The organism is Sphingomonas horti, from assembly GCF_009753715.1.
In the GTDB taxonomy this organism is placed as follows: Bacteria; Pseudomonadota; Alphaproteobacteria; order Sphingomonadales; family Sphingomonadaceae; genus Sphingomonas_B; species Sphingomonas_B horti.
The window spans coordinates 1-16666 of record NZ_WQMS01000002.1; the positions used below are offsets into that span (position 1 = coordinate 1).

Here is a 16666-nt window from a genome sequence, read left to right on the forward strand (position 1 = left end):
TCCTCTCGTGCGTGGACGCTTCGACAGCAACCACACTTTGGCACTCAGATGCCGGGAGCGGGAGCCATCCACCCCATCTGCTTCTCAGATCCGACGAGGCTCTTCTGCGCGGTCACCGGACGCGTGTGGGACATGCCTGAGGAGCAGCCAGAGCGCGCGCCCGCCGATGCAGGCGGCTGCAAGGTGATCCCCTTTTCCGTTCCTCGGGCGGCCTGATCGGCCCGAGGGCACGAAGGGAAGGTGGCTGGCTGGGCATCCAGCCAGCCACCGGCCCGGATGGGGATCTCCTTCAACGGCGGCAGCGCTGTCATCTGAGGATCGGCGCTGCGCTATTGAGGGGCGAGGACATGAATCGTAGGGTAACCTGCGATCGTCATCGATAGGCAAGTGAACACACAGGATTTCGGCCTTGTAGATGCGGCGCTGACCAGAAGAATCGGCTGCAGCCGCACATCAGACTGCCTCGCGCGGCCAAGTTAAGCATATCGCGACCAGCAGTCGACGCGCTCCAGCCTCGGGCCAAGAGCACGAGGGCTCGCTTCGACGCAGTACACGTTGGCTGCAAGCCAGAACTCCTCCGCGGTCAAGGCCTCGTCCTTGACCTCTCTGCTCCAGACCCTCTGGCTGGGATTCCACCTGTAGCCTCGGGCGCGTAGCCGATCCTTGACGCCGAAGGCGGCGCCTTGGGCGTGCACGAGCCAGCTCGGCTGCCTCGCTGTATCGAGAAGCTCCGCCAGAACCGTGCGCCCATCCGGGAAGCGGTGCCGGAGAAGGCCTATCACTGCGTCGACATCCGCATCAGCGCGGTGCGCCTCGAACCAAAACCCGCACTGCATGCCGAGGAAGCCGAGGCTCCTGCCGTCGAAGCCGTGGGATGCCCAGTCGACATCCGCCATCGAGCAGCCCCAGGCCAGTCCTGTTGCCTCCGGCACCTGAGCCTCCACCCACCTGCGGTCGAAGGCGGCGTTGTGGGCCACGATCAGGGAGGAGCCCTGGAGTATCCTCTTCACGGCTCCGCGATCGATCTCGTGACCCTGGACCATTTCATCGGTTATCCCCGTGATCCGGACGACCTCGGGAGGAATCGGTCGCCCCGGGTCCTCGAACCATGAGTACGGCCGGTCGATCCGGGTGATCCGGCCTTCCTCGTCGCAGCGGAATCGGCGCAGCCCCAGCTGGATCAGCGCGTCACTCCCGTGGTCCGTTCCGGTCGTCTCCACGTCGAGGACGGTGCAGACGTAGGGCGACGCGGGATCGCCCTCGCCGGTCACTCCCTCCGACACGTCGAGCTTGCGCAGGATACGGGCGTCCTGGTCGATCTGCTCCGCGCACGCGCAGCCGCCTCTGCTCCCCGGAAGAGCCATATGGTTGCTCCATTGATGTAGGCGCCGGCGGCGCCAGCCAGCCGGCCAGATGTCATCGGCGCAGAACCGGACGCGCCTAAGTCGGCAGGCGCTGTTCCACCGTGATGTCGAGACCGGGGATCTCGGACGACCTTGGCCTGCGTCCGCTCTGGCAGAGCACGTCCAGGATGCCCGGAGGAACCATCGCGATGGTAGTTGGACAATCGGGGTCTATCCCGAGCCTGATCTGCGCCTGCTCCGCTGCAGCCAGCCCGAGCCGCGCCTGGATGCGCTCCCGGATCACAGCGGCGGAACTGGCGAAGGACGCGTGGAAGGCGTGGACCAACTCGCCTCCGCGGGCGATGACTATAATCGCCGTATAGAGCCGAAGCCGCCGCATCCTCTCCCGCCTGTTGCCCCCGACGTTTCGTCCTGGATCCATCCAGGGCGACTCGGGATCGTCGTCCGCGGCGTCGGCCAGCAGGCGGTCAATCTGATCGGGAGCCGCATCCAGCCCAACCGACAGGCCGTGCAGCAGGATCGCACGAACGAAGTTCTGACGCTCGAGACAGGCTTCAATTGCGTTCTGGCCGCCGAACAGCGCGCGCGGAGCTAGCATCCACGCCATCGGATCCTGGCCGATACCTTCGCGCTGAAAACGGCTGGCCGTTTCAGACGCGACCATCGCGACGCGGGTGATCTTACGGGCCGTGGCGGTCACACAGACGTCGCGTGCCTCGTCCTCGTCCAGCGGATCGGGAAACATCGCGGTGATCACTTGCGAAGCGGCACGAGCCGGCATCGCACGCGTGGAGAGAGCATCCATGGCTTTCCTCCGTGTGCCGCGATACCCCTCCCGCCCTGTCCAGCGGCGCGGCAGGTCCGCTGGGCGCCGGAAATGGGGAGTGATCAGCAACATTTCAATACTTCGAGAATTCTAGAAACATTGAAGTGATAGGATGCTCTTACTGATGTGGGTTCGGTTGGACTATCTGGTAGCCATGGATGGGACAGCAGCCCTGCCGATACTGAGCGCTTTGGCCCAGCGCACCAGACTGGACGCCTACCTCCATTTACGTGACGTCCACCCGAAGGGGCTCTCGTCCGGCGAGATCGCGAAGACTCTCGGTACGCCGGCCAACACCATGTCTTCGCATCTTCTCATATTGGCGCGCGCCGGCCTCATCACGGCGTCGAGGGACGGCAAGACCGTCTACTACCATGCCGAAGTCGGGATGGCGCAAAGACTCGCTGACTTCCTGTCGGCTGCTGAGGCCGTTCGGCACTCCTGATGCCGGTTCGCCCGACCGGCGAGCCGCCAAGGTCAAACGCATACCAGGGCGATGACGGCACCGGGTTTCAGATTGGTGGTTCCGGAAGCAGCGTCATTGTCTCAGGCGGCATGGCCGCGAACGGCACCGTTTCGGTCAAGTCGCTCGATGCGAACGCAACGCTGCCCAGGGGTGGGAGCCGGCGCTAGCCACCCGCGCCCCAAGCTGTTCCTTGGCTGTTCTTGAGCAGCCAGCAGGAGGCGTCCGCATCGTGACCGAGGAACTATAGAGTGGGTGTTCAGATACTTTCCGGCACGATAACGGTAGATCCCGCCGCCGTAGGGTCTTCAGAAATGCCCAAAGAATTCATGCGGCGAAGACAGATGACAGGTTCATCGCAAGTAGCAGACTTTCTGAGGCGATGCAGAAGTCAGTTTCTCCCACCAAGCTCAGTCGCAGGTTTCGGGTCGTCCAGGAAAACGCGTTCAACCAGCCCGTCGATCCACTCGCTGTCAATCGCCGCGTAGGGAATGAGCATTCGATAGTAGAAAGCGCCAAACAGCAGATCGAGGAGGATATCGCCTTCGTCGCGAGCCACTCCGAAGGGCTGGATAGCCCTGAGAGCTTCTTCCCGGCGCGGCTTTATCCAATTCTCCCAAAATGCGGCGCCTAGATCAGGATCTGACTGGGCAGCTGCGACAAGGTGACGCAGCATTTCGCGCCGAGACGGGGTGAGCGCGCGCGCGAGGTCGTGAAGTGCGTTACTGAAAGTCCCAATCAGAGTGGCCGTCGGGCGATAGGCGATCACCGGACCGATTTCATCTAAGAACGCGTCCATGATCAGAGCGGCAGCATTGGGCCAACGTCGATAGATCGTTGTCTTCGCGACACCGGAAGCAGTTGATATACCTTCGACCGTAACGCGCCCTGGCCCGAATTCCCGGGCAAGTGCAAGTGCCGCCTCCCGGACGATGTCGGTTGTCACGCCGCTGCGCGCGCGTCCCTTCTCGCCAATCTTCACCCCACCACTCCCCTTCAAGGCCGCGCACGTACGACTATCCATAGGTTACGAGTCCCATCTGAAACGATACGTATCGTTCGATGGAAAGCTCGTGGGGGCGATGTCGTCATTTAAATTTACCCTCAGCGATCGAGGTCAACGTGCGCATTTGTGTCTTTGCCGGCTCCAACTCCGGCCACTCTTCCGTCTATGAGCGAGCCGCATCTTCGGTTGGCGCGCTCTTGGCGGAGCGTGGCATCGGCGTGGTTTATGGTGGCGCCGCTGTGGGCCTAATGGGAGTAATGGCGGACGCCGCCCTTGCCGCGGGTGGGCAAGTGATCGGCGTCATACCACAAGCCCTGGTTGAGCGCGAAGTCGCGCATTTCGGATTGACCGAGTTGCGCGTGGTAACCTCCATGCATGAGCGCAAGGCCCTTATGGCCGAGCTTTCCGACGGGTTCATCGCGCTTCCGGGCGGACTCGGGACCTTGGAGGAGCTCTTCGAAGTTTGGACGTGGGCGCAGCTGGGCGACCACGCAAAGCCCTGCGCGGTGCTGAACGAAGCTGGCTTCTACGACCGGCTCTTGGAGTTCCTAGACATCGTCGTCGACGAGGGTTTCCTGAAGGCGATCCACCGCGACGCGCTGCTTGTTCGTAGCGAAGCGGCTGCCATCCTAGATGCGCTGGCAGACTTCAGGGCGCCTGTCGAAACCAAATGGCTCGCCGGGCAGAACTGACATGAACGCACCACTATCCACGCAGGGAAAAGCAGTGGTTGCCGCCCAAAGGCCGCTCGGGACTCCCTTCGGGCCCTTCACAACCGCTGAAGAGGTCGCGGGCGATATCGACCTTTCTGGGAAAGTCGCAGTGGTAACCGGCGGAGCTTCGAATCTAGGCCAAGAAACCGCGCGAGTGCTCGCCGCGAGGGGCGCAAAGGTGATAGTCCCGGCGCGCGACGCCGAGAACGCGAAACGGTCCCTGTCCTATATCCCAGGCCTGGAGGTCTCAGCGATGGACCTCCTCGACCCACCGTCTATCTATCGGTTTGCCGACGATATTCTAGGTAGATATCCATCGCTGGACCTGCTGATCCTAAGCGCCGGCGTCATGGCGACGCCACTGTTCCGGGATCTCTACGGTAACGAAGGGCAGTTTGCCACCAATCACCTCGGTCATTTTCGCCTGACGACCGAGCTTTGGCCAGCGCTTCGTAGTGCAGCGACTGCGCGCGTGGTCGTTCTGTCCTCACGAGGACATCAGTTGGGGGGCTTCGACCTCAATGACCTGAATTTCAGGCTCCGTCCCTATGATAAGTGGCTGGCCTATGGACAGGCCAAGACGGCCAACGCGCTATTTTCGGTCGCCCTCGACACGCGGGGCCGTGACCACGGCATTCGCGCGTTTTCGGTACACCCTGGATCCATCCTTGGGCCTCTCGCTCGATATCTGACCCATGACGAGATCGATGCATTCGGCGCTCTTAACGCCGACGGCACGGCTGTGGTCGATCCACTCCGCGACATGAAAACGCCAGAGCAGGGCGCGGCGACCACGATATGGTGCGCGACCGCTCAGGCATTGCGAGACAAGGGTGGGGTTTATTGTGAAGACTGCGATATCGCCGCGGTTGAAGTTGAAGGGAATTTCGGGGTGCGCCCATTTGCCGTTGACCGCGACATGGCTGAAAACCTGTGGAGAGAGAGTGTTCGCTTCACTGGCCGTGATCTTCCGGCCGAACTTTAGCCGGTTAAAACCGGCGAAGTGTTTATCATCGCGATCGCCTCCCGGCCAGCTGTAGGCTACGCTCCTTCCATGTTGATAGCACAACTTGGTTCCGACCAGTGTTCGATCGAAAAATCTAAACAAAGGGATTCAAGCAGGCTTGATGGCAGACGAACCGTGTCCGCCGTCGGCCCGCCGCGCTAAACGGTTAGAGGCTGGCACCAATTGTTCTTCCGGGATGTATGAGCTTATCGCTTCCGGACAGATCGAAGCGATCAAAATAGGCCGTTCGACACTGATCCCTTACAGATGCCTCAAACAGCTGATTGTGATTGACCGGCACAGACGCCACAGAGTGGCGGGGGAGACGTTGATGAGTTGCCGACCGGGTGCCGGGAGATCGATACCATGGTATCAATAGCTCTCCAGGCTGCGGAAGTGCATGATCAAACGGGCCGTTGAGCGGCTTCCGTGGCTCCGAAGGGGGTCATCAGATGGGCAGTAAGGTCGCTGTGCGCCTGGGAAACTCGGAGATGGGCGACGTCAGGCATGCCTGCGCCTTTTTCAGCGGGGTGGATGAAGCATATCGCGTCTTGCTCCCGTTCATTGCGGAAGGATTCGATCGCGGCGATAAGGCGATACACGTCATCTCCCCGGACGACGAAGCCGAACATCTTGAACGCCTCGCCTCGGCCGGGATCGATCCTGGTCATGCCCGCGCCACCGGTCAGCTGGAGCTCCGCAACACCACTGACGTTTATCTGAACGGTGGCCGTTTCGACCAGGATCGGATGTTAGCGTCCTTCGAGACCATTGCCGCCGCCAATGCTTCGAGCGGCTTCCCCGCGACCCGCATTGTCTGCAATATGGATTGGACGGCAGATCATCGCCCGCAACATGAAGACATCATCGAGTTCGAAGCGAGGGTTGTCACCGAGGTCGCTGAAGCCGGGCCGTTCTGGGAAGCTGAGCCCGAACATCAGGATTATCTGGAACGAGTTCCGAATGGCTACACCTGCCATTTCCCGCGGCCAGGCTGGGTGTTGCCTCGGCGGTTGGTTAGCTTAGCCTGAGCTGGTCGAAGAGCGTCCCGGCACACCGCGGCAGACAATAACGCGTGGTTGCTGGCTCGGTCGTGCTCGCGTCAAATATCTTGCAGATTAGCACGGTCGTCCGAATCGGCTTCCCGTAGAGCGGTGTGAGCTGTTCCATGCGACTATCGCGACGTCATTTTTCGTGCAGCAGAAAGGGTGCCGCTGGTGAAGGGGCGTCCATCGGCGCAGTGTGAGATGTACAACGCCGCTTTTCGCAGTTTTCTGCCTCGACACAATAGCCGACGTCTAGGCCGCGGAGTTCATCCCACAGGCAAATGCCGCGACCCAACAGAGTTGGAGTTATGGCGACGTGGAGGTGATCGACCAAGCCCGCCTTCAGATATTCCCGCGCGACGGTAGGGTCGCCCCCGATCCGAACATCTTTTTCACCAACGGCGGCTTTAGCGTCTGGGCGTGCTGATCTGAAGTACGCTCTTGCCGTTAGACCTACTGCTGCTGTCACCCGTGAAAACGGCTACCGCCCCAAGAGCGCTCTTGGCCAAGATGAAGAGGTAAGACGTCAACGAACATTAGATGATATTCGACATCGCGGAGGAGCTAGTGACTGTCACCCGCCCGTCTTTGCCGTTCAGGGGTGCTCGCATAATGACCGGAGCGGGACCTTGGCGGACCGGCCGTTTTCGGATAGGCCAGCGCGAAAGCAGAAGTCGGCAACTGATCAGAATGAGGTCTGGAACGGGGCTGCCAGCGGACCGTCCGCTTCCGATAGACTATCCGCGATAGCTGCCGTTCTCCCGAAAGGGTCGCCCCGCGGTCGCTTGTGACCTAGCTCTTCATCCTGCCGCCGCCCTATGGGATAAGAAGCAGCTTGCCGGTGGTGACACGACTTTCCATCGCCACATGCGCCTCCGCAGCATCCGACAAAGCGAAGTCACGGGCTGGCGCGACCCGCAGCGTACGCGCACGGATCCAGTCGAACAGGCGCGTTGTCCGGGCACGCAGCAATTCGGGGGTATGGATGTGGTCGGAAAAGACGGCGTAGCCGAGCTTGATGCTGCGCGGCAGGCTCATGATGTCAATCCGGCCGGGGTCGCCCAGCACCGGGCCGTACCAGCAAAAGGTCCCGGAGCGACGCAACGAGGCAAGGGATCCGTCAAAGGTCGCGGGGCCGGAGCCGTCATAGACGACATGCACGCCCTCGCCGCCGGTGAGGCGGAGTACCTCGGCCGCGAAATCGCCGTCGGCATCGACGATGACATGGTCCGCCCCGGCGGCCCTCGCGGCCTCGACCTTGGCCGCGCACGAGACCCGGCCGATCACCGTGCCGCCGCGCAGCTTGATGATTTGCGTGAGTAACTGCCCAAGCCCGCCGGCGGCGGCATGCACCAGCGCGACATCGCCTGGCTGGACTGGATAGAAGTCGGTCGCGAAGTGGCTGGCGGTCAGCCCCTGCATCATCAGCGAGGCGGCGGTGCGGTCGTCGATATCGTCGGGCACCGGCACTAGCGCAGCAGTGGGGATGGCAATCCGCTCGGCATAGCTGCCGGGGGCATAGACCCAGGCGACGCGCTGCCCGAGCGCGAGATCGGTCACCCCCTCGCCCAGCGATACGACGCGGCCGGCGCCCTCGACCCCGAGTGCGCGGGGCAACGGCCTCTCGTGCCACGCCATTCCCTGGCGCACGCCCACGTCCATGAAGTTCACGCCGCTCGCGGCGACCTCGACGAGCGCCTCCCCCGGACCTGCAACTGGCTCCGGCAGATCCAGCAGCTCGAGCACTTCGGGGCCGCCGATCGCCGTCATCGCGATAACCTTCATCTTGCATCTCCTTATTGAATGATCATTCCAGAACGAAGCAAGAAAATCAGCGCAGCGCTCGCAGGGCGAGATCGACGAGGGCGGCGATCTGCTCGCCCCCCGCGCCCGCGCGTGCAGCGAGTCGGATGCTGGCGATCGTCGCGATGACGAAGGCTGCGAGATGATCCACGTCGAGACCAGTCGCCACGTCGCCCTGCGTCTGCGCTTTGACCAAGGCTTCTTTCACGGCGCGGACCAACGTCTTGCTCGAAGCCTCACGGAGCTTCACCAGGTCAGGCCGGGAACAGCCAAACTCGACGGTGGCGCCTAGGCCGAGGCACGCCCGGTTCGCTTCTCCCGCCACGCGGTCCAGCATCGCGCGAATGCCCTCAATCGCACGTTCGCGGCTCATCAGCACCTCGGCATGCGTCCGCACTTCCTCCTGCGAATAGCGCTGCACCGCGGCGCGGTAGACGCCCCATTTGTCGCCGAACGTGTCGTACAGGCTCTGCCGACCGATCCCCATCGCATCGACGAGCATCTGCGCCGAACTACCCTCGAAACCATGCTCACGGAACACCGCAATCGCGGCCTCCACGGCATTATCGACATCGAATTCCTTAGGACGGGCCATGGCGGCGAGATAATGCACTGGAACGATCGTTCAAGATATGTTTGAGAGCCGCGATGGATTCTTTTGGCACGCGCACTCCGATGATCGCACCGCGCTGGTATCGCGACCTGGACCCGAACGGCCGCCGCGCATTCCGCAGCACCTATGCCGGGTTCAGCATGGATGCGATGAACGTCCAGCTGTATTCGTTCATCCTGCCGCTGCTGCTGACGCTCTGGCAGTTGTCGCCCGCCGCGGGCGGATTGTTGGCGACGGTGATGCTCGTCGCCTCCGCGGCCGGCGGCTGGCTGGCGGGACTGGCCTCCGACCGGTTCGGGCGCGTGCGCGTGCTGCAGGTGGCCATCGTCTGGATGGCGCTCTCCACCCTCTGCTGCGGATTGGCGCAGAATTTCGAGCAGTTGCTCGTCGCGCGGACGCTCCAAGGGTTCGGCTTCGGTGCCGAATGGGCGGTCGGCGCGGTGTACATGGGCGAAATCGCTTCCGCGGCGACGCGCGGCCGGCTGGTCGGAACGGCGCAGAGCGCATGGGCAATCGGCTGGGGCCTGGCCGCCGCGACTTCCACCATCGCCGTCGCGCTGCTGCCGCCAGAACTGGGCTGGCGCGCCGCCTTTTTCGTGAGCCTGCCGCCGGCATTGGCGATTTTCGTTGCACGCCGGCGGCTCGCCGAGTCCGCCACCTCCTCGCCGCCCCGGATGTCGAGGCGTGGCATCGGATCTTCTCGCGCCGAATGCGCGGCAACACCGCCCGGGGCAGCCTGCTCGCGATCGGGACGCACGGCGGCTATTGGGCGCTCGCCACCTGGTGGCCGACGATGCTGCGGCTCGAGCGCGGCCTGACCACGGCGCAGGCCGCGAGGCACATGGCGGTGCTCGTCGGAGGATCGCTCGCCGGCTATATTCTCGGCGCAACCCTCGCCGACCGTCTCGGCCGCCGGGCGACACTCGTCCTGTTCGCGTCGGGCGGGATTGCGACGGTGCTTATCGCCACCGAAGGCGGGGTTTCGGACGCCGCACTGCTCGCGCTCGGCGCGCCGCTCGGTCTGTTCGCGATGGGACTCTACAGCGTGATCGGGCCGGTGCTGAGCGAGCTCTACCCGACGCGTATGCGGGGTTCGGGTCTCGGCTTCTGCTACAATGTAGGGCGGGGCGTGGCCGGCCTCGCCCCGCTCGCCGTGGGCGGCAGCATCGCCGCCTACGGCATCTCCCGTTCGATCGGCCTCTACGTGTCGACATCCTACCTGCTTGTACTGTTCGCCGCAGCATTGCTGCGCGAAACCAAAGGCATCGAGCTCATGCCCATGCTTAAGCGTGCCTAGAAGCGGAGCTCGGTGAGGCTGGGCTGGACTGGGCTGGAGCGTCTTTCGATTACGTCTCGGGGGTTCGTAAGAGCCAGTCAGGCGCTGTTAGTTCCCCGATGGCGCGCGGCCCGCTCACATCAGATCATAGCGACTAACAGGCGCCGCCGTCCGTACGACGCTATCTGAAGCCGTTCTCCGCCGCCGAAAGGACCCGAGCCATGTCGACGCTTCTGCCCGAAACCCTAACCGATCGCCGCGGCTTCGTCCAAGGCGCCGCCGCCATCGCCACAGCGCTGGCCGAAGGCGGCGCGCCGGCGCTGGCGGCGGCACCGCGGGTACCGTTCCCCTTGGGACCGGTCAGGCAGGTGGAGACCGGAGTGCTCAGCATCGGCTATGTCGAAACAGGTCCCGCTTCCGGGCCGGCGGTGCTGCTCTTCCATGGCTGGCCCTATGCGATCGATGCTTTCGCCGAGGTGGCGCCGCTGCTCGCCGCGCGCGGCTATCGCGTGATCGTCCCGCACCTGCGCGGCCATGGCAGCACGGTGTTCCGTTCGGCCGAGACGCCGCGCAATGCCCAACAGGCTGCGCTCGCAGCCGACGGCATCGCGCTGATGGACGCGCTCAAAATCGATCGGGCGATCGTCGCCGGCTTCGACTGGGGCGCGCGCACCGCCGACATCATGGCAGTGCTTTGGCCCGAGCGCTGCAAGGCGCTGGTCTCGGTCAGCGGCTATCTGATTGGCAGCCAAGCCGGCAACGCGAAGCCGCTGCCGCCGCAGGCCGAACTGCAATGGTGGTACCAATTCTACTTTGCCACCGAGCGCGGCAAGGCCGGCTATGCCGCGAACACCAAGGCGTTCAATCAGCTGATCTGGCAGCTGGCTTCGCCCAAATGGAAGTTCGACGCCGCGACCTTCGACCGTTCGGCGGCCGTGTTCACCAATCCCGACCATGTCGCGATCGTGATCCACAATTATCGTTGGCGGCTCGGGCTCGCCGAGGGCGAGGCGCAGTATGACGCGGTGGAGGCGAGGCTCGCCGCAATGCCGCCGGTGACAATCCCGTCGATCACCATGGAAGGCGACGCCAACGGCGCGCCGCACCCCGACCCCGTGCAATATCGCGCCAAGTTCACCGGTCCCTACGAGCATAGGCTGATCACCGGTGGGATCGGCCACAATCTGCCGCAGGAAGCCCCGGCCGCCTTCGCTAAGGCGGTGCTCGACGTCGCCCGACTGGCCGGTTGAGGAGAAGCGGCATGCAGCGCATCGCAACCTCTGGCCTCGTGCTCGCGAGCCTGTTGTTCGGGATCTCGACGGTGGCCGACGCCCGGCGCCCCGTCAGTGATGTTTCGCGGGTCTACGGGGTCAAGCTTCCCCAGGGCTATCGGGATTGGAAGTTGATCAGCGTCGCGCACGAAGCGGGCAGGAACAACGATATCCGCGCCATTCTCGGCAACGAGACCGCCGTGAAGGCCTTACGCGAGGGCAAGCGCCCTTTCCCCGACGGCGCGATCCTCGTGCGACTGGCGTGGCGGTTCGAATCGTCGTCGCGCAACGACAGCGTCTTCCCCGCACCACAGTCTTTCGTCGCCGGCGAGCCAGTCAACGTGCAGGTGAGCGTCAAGGATTCGAAACGCTATGCAGCAAGCGGCGGCTGGGGCTACGGCCAGTTCGAGAACGGCGTGGCGAACCAGGATGCGGCGCTCACCAAGGCCTGCTTCGCCTGCCACGCCAGGCTCGACGCGCTCGACAGCAAGGCCGACCTCGTCTTCACGCATTACTCGCAATAGAGATCGCCCGCGGCCGGCTACGCGAAGGCGAGCCGGCCGCGAGCGCGGCCGTGGCGTCGGGGGCGAACGCCGGCGCGCAGCTTACCGGGCGGACGCCGCTTTCTCGATCAGGCCGGCCACGGCGGGCGCGTTCGACACCATCACCACGTGCGAGGCGCCTTTCACCACCAGCGTTCCACGCGACTTCGCCCGGTCGGCCATGAACGCCAGCGCGGCGGGCGGGATGTTCCGGTCCTTGTCGCCATAGACGAACCACGAAGGGATGTGCTTCCACGCCGGGGCGGTGGAGGCTTCCCCCAACGCCGCCTCGGCGATCGGGCGCTGGCCGGCCGCCATCAGCCGTGCCTCCGGCGCGGGCACGTCCGCCGCGAACTGGTCGTGGAAACGCGCCTGAAGGATGTAGAGGTCGTTGCCGCGGTCCGCGAGCTTGACCGGCGGCGCCAGCGTCGGCGCCAGCGTGCTGCCGGGGAACTTGCCGGTCAGCCCGAGCGCGGTCTCGCCGGTCTCTGGCGCGAAGGCAGCGACATAGACCAAAGCCTTGACATTCGACGCGCCCTCGCCCGCCTCGCTGATCACGGAGCCGCCGTAGCTATGGCCGACGAGCACGACCGGACCCTTAATGCTGTCGACCAGCGCACGCACCGCATCGGCATCGCCGCGGACGCTGCGCAACGGATTGGCCGCTGCAATCACGGTATAGCCGTCGCGCTCGAGGATCCGGACCACGCCGTTCCAGCTCGAGGAATCGGCGAAGGCGCCGTGGACGAGCACCACGGTGGGTTTCGCGGTCTGAGCCTGTGCGGTGAGCGGCAATGCGGCCGTGGCGAGCAGCAGCCCGGCAATCAGCTTGTTCATGTCGATCTCCTTCGTGTCGGGGTCAGACGAGGCGGACTATAGCGTCGATGTTACCTTTGATCGCCTTGGAATAGGGGCAGGTGCGGTGTGCCGCCTCGATCAGCTGGCGGGCGATCTCGGGCTTCAACCCGGGGACGCTGACGTTCAGCCGGGCGGCGAGCGAATATCCGTCCTCGCCGTGGCGCAGATCGACCTCGGCATCGATCGCGAGATCGGCAGGCAGGGTCACGCCCTTGCTCCTCGCAGCGATCCCCAGCGCGCCCTCGAAGCAGGCCGACCAGCCGGCGGCGAACAACTGCTCCGGATTTGTGCCGGTACCGGGGCTTCCGGGGACCGCGAGGGCGAGGGCGAGGCGGCCGTCCGAGCTGCGGGCGGCGCCCTCGCGGCCGCCCGTCACATGGACATGGGCGGTGTACAGGGTCTTGGTGTCGGACATGGTCTTCTCCTTGAAAGCGGGGCTCAGCGAAGCGGACGGAAGGCGGCGCGCACTTCCTCGGCGAATAAGGCGGGCTGCTCCCAGGCGGCGAAGTGGCCGCCATTGCGCGTTTCGTTGAAATAGAAGAGCCTGGCGTAGCAGCGCTCGGCCCAGCTCCTCGGCGCGCGGAAGATTTCGCCGGGAAACACGCTCACCGCGACCGGCAGATCGATGACGCCGCGCGCGTTGAAATTGTTGGAGTGGTCCTCCCAGTAGATCCGTGCGGCGGATGCGCCCGTGCCGGTGAGCCAATAGAGCGAGAGGTCGTCGAGGATCGCGTCGCGACCGAGCACATGCTCGGGATCGCCGGCGGGATAGGTCCACTGGCCGATCTTCTCGTACATCCAGGCGGCCATGCCGACTGGCGAATCGACTAGCGAATAGCCGATCGTCTGCGGGCGGGTGTTCATCATCGCGGCATAAGCCGAATTGTCGCGATAAAAGACTTCGAGCTGGTCGAACGCCGAGCGCTCCTTCGCCGACAGGTTTGCCGGAGCGGGATCGCCCGCGGCGAGAACCTTCGCGACGTCGGCGGGAACGACCGCGGGCATGTTGAGATGGATGCCGATCAGGCCGGGCACGTGCTGGAGCGCCATGCGCTGCGAGATCACCGAGCCGCAATCGCCGCCTTGGCTGACATAGCGGTCATAGCCTAGCCGCTGCATGAGCATCGCCCAAGCGCGGCCGATATGATCCGAGCCCCAACCGGGCACCGTCGGCTTCGCGGAAAAGCCAAAGCCCGGGATCGAGGGGATTACCAGATGAAACGCGTCCTCGGCCTTGCCGCCATGCGCCGTCGGGTCGGTCAGCGGCGTCATGACCTCCAGGAATTCGAGGATTGAACCGGGCCAGCCATGGGTGAGGATCATCGGCATCGCATTCTCGTGCCGCGAGCGGACATGGATGAAGTGGATATCGAGACCTTCGATCGTAGTCAGGAACATCGGCAGCGCGTTGAGCTTCGCCTCGACCTTGCGCCAGTCATAGCCCTGCGCCCAGTAGCGCATCAGCGGCTCGAGCACGTCGCGGCGCACGCCCTGGCCGTCGTCGCGCGCCGGCTGGGCATCGGCCCAGCGGGTCTCGGCGATCCGGCGCTTCATCGCGCGGATTTCGACCTCCGGAATCGCGATCCGGAAGGGGCGGATGGCGCCGTCCCCTCCTTGCGCACGTGCGAGGGACGGCACAGTGCCGAGCGCTCCCGCCACGGTCGCCCCGACGACGAATCCGCGGCGCGAGACTTGATCTGCGAACATTGGGCTTTCTCCCGAACTGGTCGCTGTCAGATCTAGGGGATCGGCGCGGCGGCGCGCGTTAAGTGCAGTGATGCGGCGTTAATCCGCGCTAGGCCGCGCGCACCGGATGGGCTCTCGGCAACTAACGCGGCTTGGGCGACGACTAACGGGCGGTGCCGCATAGCCAACCTAATATCCTTAGTGACCAGCACAGGAGGCCGGCACCATGGACCAGAAACGCTCGCTCGGCTTCGCAGTGGCCGCGGTCGCCGCGGCGGCTGCTACCGCCGCGACCTGCTTCGGCGACGCGCTCGGCCTCGCCCGATCGCCCACGGGCGCCGGCAATGCCGCCGTCGAAGCGCCGTTCGACACCAGCGCGCATCCGGTCGACATGCTGCAGAGCGCCTCGCCGTGGCTGCTCCCCGCGCCCGAAAGTCCCCGATCGCTGCGCGGCAAGGTCGTGATCGTCAATTTCTGGACCTATTCCTGCATCAATTCACTGCGCGCGCTGCCCTATCTCCGCGCGTGGAGCCAGCGCTACGCGGACAAGGGGCTCGCAGTGGTCGGCGTTCACGCGCCGGAATTCGGCTTCGAGAAAGACCCGGCGAATGTCCGGCTCGCCCTCGACCAGCTCGATGTCCGCTATCCGAACCTGCAGGACAATGACTATGCGATGTGGCGCGCTTTCGCCAATCGGGGGTGGCCCGGCATCTATTTCATCGACGCGCAAGGCAAGGTCCGCGGCTATCGGCTCGGTGAGGGTGGATATGCCGAGGGCGAGCAGCTGATCCGCACGCTGCTGGCCGAGGCGGGGCTCGACCTGGCCCACGTTCCACAGACCGCGATCGAGGGTGCGGGCGTCGAAGCGCAGGCCGACTGGGCCGATCTGGGCTCGCCCGAAGCCTATCTCGGCTATGCCAAGGCCGTCGGCTTCGCCTCCCCGGGCGGCCTCAACCCGGGAGCGGCACGCAGCTATGCGCCCGCCGCGAGCCTGTCGCGGAATCGATGGGATCTGGCCGGCATCTGGAAGGTCGGCGGCGAATATGCGTTGCTCGAGCGCAGTCCCGGCACGATCCGTTTCCGCTTCCATGCTCGCGACGCGCATCTTGTCCTCGGCGGCGCGGCCGATGGCCGCCCGGTCCGCTTCCGTGTGACGATCGACGGCCGCGCGCCGAGCGCCAGCCACGGCGTGGATGTCGATGCGGCCGGCTGGGGCGAAGTGAAGCAGGACCGGCTCTACCAGCTGATCCGCCAGCCGGGCGAGATCGTGGATCGCACTCTCGAAATCCAATTCTCGCGCCCCGGCGTGCGCGCCTATGTTTTCACCTTCGGTTGAGCGGAGCAACGTCATGACGCGTACCTGGCTGGTGACCGGCAGTTCGCGCGGCTTTGGGCGCGCGCTGTGCGAAGCGATCTTAGACGCTGGCGACAATCTGCTGGCGACCGCCCGCGATCCCGATCAGCTCGCCGGCCTTGGCCAAGGCCGTCCCGGCAATCTCATCACCGCGCGGCTCGACGTGACCGCCGAAGCAAAGACCGCCGCCGCCGTCGCCACGGGGATCGCCGCATTCGGTCAGATCGACGTGCTGGTCAACAACGCAGGCTATGGCGATGTCGGCTCGGTCGAGGATACGTCCATCGAATCCTTCCGCGCCCAGATCGACACCAATTTGTTCGGCACGATCCTGATGACCAAGGCCGTCATCCCGCATATGCGCGCGCGGCGCAGCGGCCATATCATCCAGTTCTCCTCGGTAGGCGGCAGGCTCGGCGCACCCGGACGTGCGGCCTATTCCGCGGCCAAATGGGGCGTGGAGGGCTTTTCCGAAGTGCTCGCGCAAGAAATGAAGCTGGTTGGAGTACGCGTTACCATCGTCGAGCCCGGCGGCTTCCGCACGGATTTCGCCGGTTCCTCGACCCGGCTCGACACGGGCCGCGCCGAATACGACGCCGTGGTCGGCAATGCCGCACGCATGCAGGCCGCCTATCATGGCAAGCAGCCCGGCGACCCCCGCCGCGGTGCGCAGGCCATCCTCGCCGTCGTCGCCGCCGACGCGCCGCCCGTCCGCCTCCCCCTCGGCAGCGACGCGCTCGCCGCAATCGAACGCAGCGACCGCGCCCGACTCGACGAGCTGGAGCGCTGGCGCCCGCTCAGCGCCTCGACCGATTTCCCCCCGGAATAATCGTCCGCAG

The 16666-nt window shown here is 64.8% G+C and carries 19 protein-coding genes; 10 read left to right on the forward strand and 9 right to left on the reverse strand.

Features of this window, described 5'->3' with window-relative positions; translation table 11 throughout:
• Positions 1-476 precede the first annotated feature (476 nt).
• Both GON01_RS02530 and GON01_RS02535 read right to left on the reverse strand, forming a co-directional pair.
• Complete coding sequence (locus GON01_RS02530; protein WP_157025756.1) at positions 477-1364, reverse strand: 3'-5' exonuclease; 888 nt, start codon at positions 1362-1364, stop codon at positions 477-479.
• A 76-nt stretch (positions 1365-1440) separates the two neighbouring features.
• Positions 1441-2169 (reverse strand): hypothetical protein, encoded by a 729-nt coding sequence (locus GON01_RS02535; RefSeq protein WP_157025758.1) that lies wholly within the window; start codon positions 2167-2169, stop codon positions 1441-1443.
• A gap of 157 nt (positions 2170-2326) precedes the next feature.
• Here GON01_RS02535 and GON01_RS02540 point away from each other — a divergent pair, with 157 nt between their 5' ends.
• Positions 2327-2635: an ArsR/SmtB family transcription factor gene (locus GON01_RS02540; RefSeq protein WP_181600238.1), complete on the forward strand. Its 309-nt coding sequence runs from the start codon at positions 2327-2329 to the stop codon at positions 2633-2635.
• Between the two features lie 409 nt (positions 2636-3044).
• Here the strand turns inward: GON01_RS02540 and GON01_RS17150 are convergent, their stop codons facing one another.
• Complete coding sequence (locus GON01_RS17150; RefSeq protein ID WP_198159764.1) at positions 3045-3635, reverse strand: TetR/AcrR family transcriptional regulator; 591 nt, start codon at positions 3633-3635, stop codon at positions 3045-3047.
• A gap of 80 nt (positions 3636-3715) precedes the next feature.
• Between GON01_RS17150 and GON01_RS02550 the strand changes: the two genes are divergently transcribed.
• The 3 genes from GON01_RS02550 (at position 3716) to GON01_RS16830 (ending at position 6409) form a co-directional block, all read left to right on the forward strand.
• On the forward strand, positions 3716-4351 hold the full coding sequence (locus GON01_RS02550; RefSeq protein WP_157025764.1) for an LOG family protein: 636 nt from the start codon (positions 3716-3718) through the stop codon (positions 4349-4351).
• A gap of 1 nt (position 4352) precedes the next feature.
• On the forward strand, positions 4353-5357 hold the full coding sequence (locus tag GON01_RS02555; RefSeq protein WP_157025945.1) for an SDR family NAD(P)-dependent oxidoreductase: 1005 nt from the start codon (positions 4353-4355) through the stop codon (positions 5355-5357).
• A gap of 473 nt (positions 5358-5830) precedes the next feature.
• On the forward strand, positions 5831-6409 hold the full coding sequence (locus tag GON01_RS16830; protein ID WP_181600240.1) for an MEDS domain-containing protein: 579 nt from the start codon (positions 5831-5833) through the stop codon (positions 6407-6409).
• A 154-nt stretch (positions 6410-6563) separates the two neighbouring features.
• On the opposite strand, the gene GON01_RS02565 is transcribed toward GON01_RS16830, so the two are convergent.
• The 3 genes from GON01_RS02565 to GON01_RS02575 all read right to left on the reverse strand — a co-directional run bounded on the left by GON01_RS02565 (position 6564) and on the right by GON01_RS02575 (position 8822).
• On the reverse strand, positions 6564-6893 hold the full coding sequence (locus GON01_RS02565) for a dihydrofolate reductase family protein (protein WP_309503848.1): 330 nt from the start codon (positions 6891-6893) through the stop codon (positions 6564-6566).
• A gap of 347 nt (positions 6894-7240) precedes the next feature.
• Positions 7241-8209, reverse strand: a complete 969-nt coding sequence (locus GON01_RS02570) for a quinone oxidoreductase family protein (RefSeq protein ID WP_157025765.1) — start codon at positions 8207-8209, stop codon at positions 7241-7243.
• A 46-nt stretch (positions 8210-8255) separates the two neighbouring features.
• Complete coding sequence (locus tag GON01_RS02575) at positions 8256-8822, reverse strand: TetR/AcrR family transcriptional regulator (RefSeq protein ID WP_157025947.1); 567 nt, start codon at positions 8820-8822, stop codon at positions 8256-8258.
• A gap of 80 nt (positions 8823-8902) precedes the next feature.
• On the opposite strand from GON01_RS02575, the gene GON01_RS17155 reads away from it, so the two are divergent.
• The 4 genes from GON01_RS17155 (at position 8903) to GON01_RS02595 (ending at position 11911) form a co-directional block, all read left to right on the forward strand.
• The gene (locus tag GON01_RS17155; RefSeq protein WP_181600241.1) at positions 8903-9658 is read left to right on the forward strand and encodes an MFS transporter; all 756 of its coding nucleotides are present in this window, start codon (positions 8903-8905) and stop codon (positions 9656-9658) included.
• The gene (locus GON01_RS17160; RefSeq protein ID WP_157025769.1) at positions 9550-10137 is read left to right on the forward strand and encodes an MFS transporter; all 588 of its coding nucleotides are present in this window, start codon (positions 9550-9552) and stop codon (positions 10135-10137) included. Before GON01_RS17155 ends, GON01_RS17160 begins: the two co-directional genes overlap by 109 nt.
• A 200-nt stretch (positions 10138-10337) precedes the next feature.
• Positions 10338-11366, forward strand: coding sequence for an alpha/beta fold hydrolase (locus GON01_RS02590; RefSeq protein WP_157025771.1), 1029 nt, complete (start codon positions 10338-10340; stop codon positions 11364-11366).
• A gap of 11 nt (positions 11367-11377) precedes the next feature.
• Positions 11378-11911, forward strand: coding sequence for a cytochrome P460 family protein (locus GON01_RS02595; protein WP_157025773.1), 534 nt, complete (start codon positions 11378-11380; stop codon positions 11909-11911).
• 81 nt (positions 11912-11992) lie between these two features.
• On the opposite strand, the gene GON01_RS02600 is transcribed toward GON01_RS02595, so the two are convergent.
• Genes GON01_RS02600 through GON01_RS02610 form a run of 3 tightly spaced genes read right to left on the reverse strand, consistent with a single transcriptional unit; the run spans position 11993 to position 14494 of the window.
• Positions 11993-12766 (reverse strand): alpha/beta fold hydrolase, encoded by a 774-nt coding sequence (locus GON01_RS02600; RefSeq protein WP_157025775.1) that lies wholly within the window; start codon positions 12764-12766, stop codon positions 11993-11995.
• Between the two features lie 22 nt (positions 12767-12788).
• Positions 12789-13202, reverse strand: coding sequence for an organic hydroperoxide resistance protein (locus GON01_RS02605; protein ID WP_157025777.1), 414 nt, complete (start codon positions 13200-13202; stop codon positions 12789-12791).
• 23 nt (positions 13203-13225) lie between these two features.
• Positions 13226-14494: an epoxide hydrolase family protein gene (locus GON01_RS02610; protein ID WP_157025779.1), complete on the reverse strand. Its 1269-nt coding sequence runs from the start codon at positions 14492-14494 to the stop codon at positions 13226-13228.
• Positions 14495-14699: 205 nt separating this feature from the next.
• Here GON01_RS02610 and GON01_RS02615 point away from each other — a divergent pair, with 205 nt between their 5' ends.
• Together GON01_RS02615 and GON01_RS02620 are read left to right on the forward strand one after the other, a co-directional pair.
• Entirely contained in the window at positions 14700-15809 is a 1110-nt protein-coding gene (locus tag GON01_RS02615) for a redoxin domain-containing protein (RefSeq protein ID WP_157025781.1), read from the forward strand.
• A gap of 13 nt (positions 15810-15822) precedes the next feature.
• Positions 15823-16656: an oxidoreductase gene (locus GON01_RS02620; RefSeq protein ID WP_157025783.1), complete on the forward strand. Its 834-nt coding sequence runs from the start codon at positions 15823-15825 to the stop codon at positions 16654-16656.
• The last annotated feature ends 10 nt before the right edge of the window (positions 16657-16666 follow it).